The organism is Treponema sp. UBA3813, from assembly GCA_002368605.1.
Lineage (GTDB): Bacteria > Spirochaetota > Spirochaetia > Treponematales > Treponemataceae > Treponema_D.
The window spans coordinates 1-3,040 of sequence record DFEB01000034.1 but is presented as its reverse complement, the minus strand read 5'-3'; the positions used below and the strand labels follow the sequence as shown (position 1 = coordinate 3,040).

Genomic DNA, 3,040 nt, shown 5'->3' with positions numbered 1-3,040 from the left:
CTGCTTGAAGACGCGATTGGTTCCATAGGCTCAAACATTTACAATTTTCCTCCTGCAATTTTCTTTTTTACTATCTCAAAGTCCATGAACTCAGCTTTGTTCGTGCGTACTCTGTTTGTTGTTCTTTTTACGCCGTAGTGCCTTGAGCTTTGCGCGAAGAGACGGATATAAATCAGAGTCTCAAAATCCTTCCTGTTTTCTATTTTAATCTCCGATGCAAGGAATGAATTGCGTGAGCCAAATCTTTCGCTGACAAAATCTTCTATCTTCTTCCGGTAAATCCTCAGCTGCTGCCTGTCCTGCAAAAGTTTTTTTCTGAGCTCCTTTTCTTCCCTTGTCAAGCTTTCAGCCGCTTGAATGGAAGCGACCGCATCATAGCTTTTCTTTTCGGGAACTTTCTTGACGGATTCTTCGCTAATGAATTTTTGGGAAAACACGTCGAACAAATCTCCGTCAAGTTCCTCATCATCATCTGAAAACTCGGAGAGGTAGCGTAAAATCGAATTGATTTTTCCCTCCTGATTTGTTCCGCTTGAAAGCTCAAACTTTGCCCGGGCAGCAGCATTTTTCATGTAGTGATTGTTCTTGCGGTCAATGTCAGCGATTATCTTGTCAAGATTTTCAAACGCGCTTTTTACATCGACAATGATTTCCACAATCTTTTCCCTTGCAATGTCCTTGTTTTCCTCCTGCTCAATCTCCATGTAGCCGCTCACCAAATCGTTCATTATCTGCGGGGTTGAAAGCATCTTGTCCAGATTTATTTTTATGGACTGGCGGAAGCGGCCAACGTTCTCGCTGGTCTTAAGGCGGTAGAGCGATTTAGACACAATCTCATCGTTGTAAGTCGCGAAGAGTTCAAGCACCGCATTCAGCTCCTTGTTTTTGGTCTGCCGGTCGATGTGCTTTTTGATTGAAATGCTTAGTTTTTTCAGGCTGGAAACAAGCTGTTCGGTGCTCGCCGCCACGTTTTTCAAAATGAACTGGTAGGGCTTTGAATACAATTCCTCGTTCTGCAACACCGCGTGAATCTGGGAAATCAGTCCCTGGTATTCTGTCTCCTCGTTTCTGATGACCTCATTCATCGTGCGGATAAAGGAAACGGCATTATCAGTCAAAAGGACATTTTGTACGTAATTTTTTTCATCCTCAAAATCAAGCCATCCGCAGTTTCTAAGATAATTGATTGTCCCCTGTGCCTTGCTTCTGGCATCCTTTTCGAAATCCCCGTCGTCATCCCCAAAACTGATTTCATCCGTCCGCGAATTGAAATAGTCGGTAAGGGTCGCAACAATATTTTCCCTGTTCACGCCATAAGAGATTTCTGATTTATATGAACTGTAGATTGCCAAAAGACAGTCCGCATACTGGTCCCTGTATCGGCTTACGAGAGGCTTGAAAAAATCCTGCGGCAATACGGAAAAAAGGTTCTTCATATTGATATTATATTGAAGAAGATTTTATCATATTCTGCAAAAAGTTTCACCCACTTTCACTGTTGTAGGATGAGGCAGACTTTATTTCAACCATACTTAAATTGGTGTGTAAAACGGAACAAAATGCAAGTTGAACTTGCGATTTGTACCAAAAATCTAAATCATATCACTTCCTTACACCTTCAGAACCGCTTTCCATTCACCTTCTTTAAAGCCCGTGCAGACTGCATCGTCGGTTACAAGCAGGGGTCTTTTTACCAGCATGCCGTCACTTGCCAAAAGCTTAAACTGCTCATCCTCGCTCATGCCCGGAAGTTTTGCGGAAAGTTCCATCTCTCGGTAAAGGATTCCGCTGGTGTTGAAAAACTTTTTGAGCGGCAGCCCGGATTTTTTATGCAGCGCACGCAATGTCTTTTCGTCCGGATGTTCACCCTTAATGTCGATTTTCTTGTAGTCCACATCATTTGCATCAAGCCAGGCAAGAGCCTTTTTGCATGTGGAACATCGGTCGTAACAATAGACTTTGATCATAGTTTTACTCCTTACATCGCAGTATTTTAAAAATCCAAAATCCTTTCTAGAATCCCTTTACTCTTTTTCATTTTGTTTTCCTATTTACTTATCAAGTTGCAATTTTCTTGCTGTAGAATTTCCGTTTTGTGAAAATCAGTAAGAGAACATTCTGAAATAAGACGTTTTAGGAATTTTTGGCTCATAACTATTTTATAAAAACTTGCCATAATGGTTCTGGCACAAATCACTTACAGACAAGGACTTAACTTATACTCTATCACAGTTTCAGCACAATTACCAGCGACAGCGACCTGTACCACGCCTGTGTCAGTTCTCATATCACGAGGGCGAACCTTGCGCATGCAAATGAAAAGCGTCCCTGCGAGCTGTTCCAGAAATTTTATTCAAGCAGAGGGTTCAATACCTCCGCCGCTCTGCGTCGAGTGTTGGTGATTTCCACATGATTGAGCATTACAAATTCCTCTGCAGAAAGGGAAGTAGGAAGGAAATGAAAATCTGAAGCTCATCGACGCGATGACAATTAGCCTGAACATGAACGACTTCAGATTCTGCTCAGAAATTTCCGTAGTTCTTTTCAAGCAAAGGAATCTTAATAAATGGTTTACAAGGAACTACAAAAAATCGCCTCCCAAACCACCGCCTTCATTATGCCAAACTAAGTCCGTGCCACTACGATATCCGTTTTCTTACCAAGTCACAAAAATATTCCAAAGAACCTTTGCCCTGCACTAAAAGCGATGCTTCTGATAAAAATTCAACGTCAGCATTTGATTCGTTCATGCGCGGAGCATAATCTACACAGGGAGTAAAAAAGGATTCGTAAACAAAATTTCCATCATCATCCAGGCAATCAACAGGTACGGTTATGTCACTCGAATCGCGGCAACGCTTGCAGATGTTTTTTAACTTCCCGTTTTTCTCTCCTCCAAGATGATTTACGACACCAATTTTTCCGCTCGACAAATCTTGAACAAGGTCGCCGTCATTAAAAGGAAATGGAATTTCACAATAAAAATTATCCAGCCTGTTATCTGAATCAAAAACTTCTGTTCCAACAAAAGAAGAATCAA

Annotated in this window: 3 protein-coding genes; all 3 read right to left on the bottom strand. The window is 41.6% G+C overall.

Going from position 1 to position 3,040, the window contains the following annotated elements:
* Positions 1-38 precede the first annotated feature (38 nt).
* The gene (locus B2089_RS05920; protein ID WP_296686327.1) at positions 39-1,436 is read right to left on the bottom strand and encodes a Wadjet anti-phage system protein JetA family protein; all 1,398 of its coding nucleotides are present in this window, start codon (positions 1,434-1,436) and stop codon (positions 39-41) included.
* A 174-nt stretch (positions 1,437-1,610) separates the two neighbouring features.
* Complete coding sequence (locus B2089_RS05915) at positions 1,611-1,967, bottom strand: arsenate reductase family protein (RefSeq protein WP_296686326.1); 357 nt, start codon at positions 1,965-1,967, stop codon at positions 1,611-1,613.
* 672 nt (positions 1,968-2,639) lie between these two features.
* Positions 2,640-3,040, bottom strand: a 401-nt coding sequence (locus B2089_RS05910; protein ID WP_296686324.1) for a hypothetical protein, incomplete at its 5' end; no start/stop codon positions are given.

What these genes read in the sequence shown, in the direction of transcription:
- B2089_RS05920 (WP_296686327.1), bottom strand. Translation starts at nt 1,436, where the DNA reads ATGAAGAACCTTTTTTCCGTATTGCCGCAGGATTTTTTCAAGCCTCTC.
- B2089_RS05915 (WP_296686326.1), bottom strand. Translation starts at nt 1,967, where the DNA reads ATGATCAAAGTCTATTGTTACGACCGATGTTCCACATGCAAAAAGGCT.